We start from the raw sequence: 237 nt of genomic DNA, 5'->3' as shown, positions 1-237 counted from the left end.
ATTGAATCGTTAGCTAATAGCATAAGCGAAGATCTAGCAGCCAACGGGATGCCGCAAAAAATTGTTTTTTCGTACCACGGTATGTCAAAATTATTTTTAGACAATGGCGACCCATATCATTGCCTGTGTTTACAAACAACGCGACTTGTTGTTGAAAAGCTTGGCCTTGATAAAGACAATGTCATTAGCGCTTTCCAAAGCCGATTTGGTAAAGCAGAGTGGTTAAAGCCCTACACC

At 40.9% G+C, this 237-nt stretch carries 1 protein-coding gene; it reads left to right on the top strand.

The window, feature by feature from the left end; translation table 11 throughout:
- Positions 1-237 (top strand): ferrochelatase (locus SB756_RS35250; protein WP_410913904.1); only part of this gene is annotated, 237 nt, incomplete at both ends.

Source organism: Pseudomonas sp. SIMBA_068 (assembly GCF_046534705.1).
GTDB classification, from domain to species: Bacteria; Pseudomonadota; Gammaproteobacteria; order Pseudomonadales; family Pseudomonadaceae; genus Aquipseudomonas; species Aquipseudomonas putida.
This window is presented reverse-complemented; position numbering and strand designations above follow the sequence as displayed.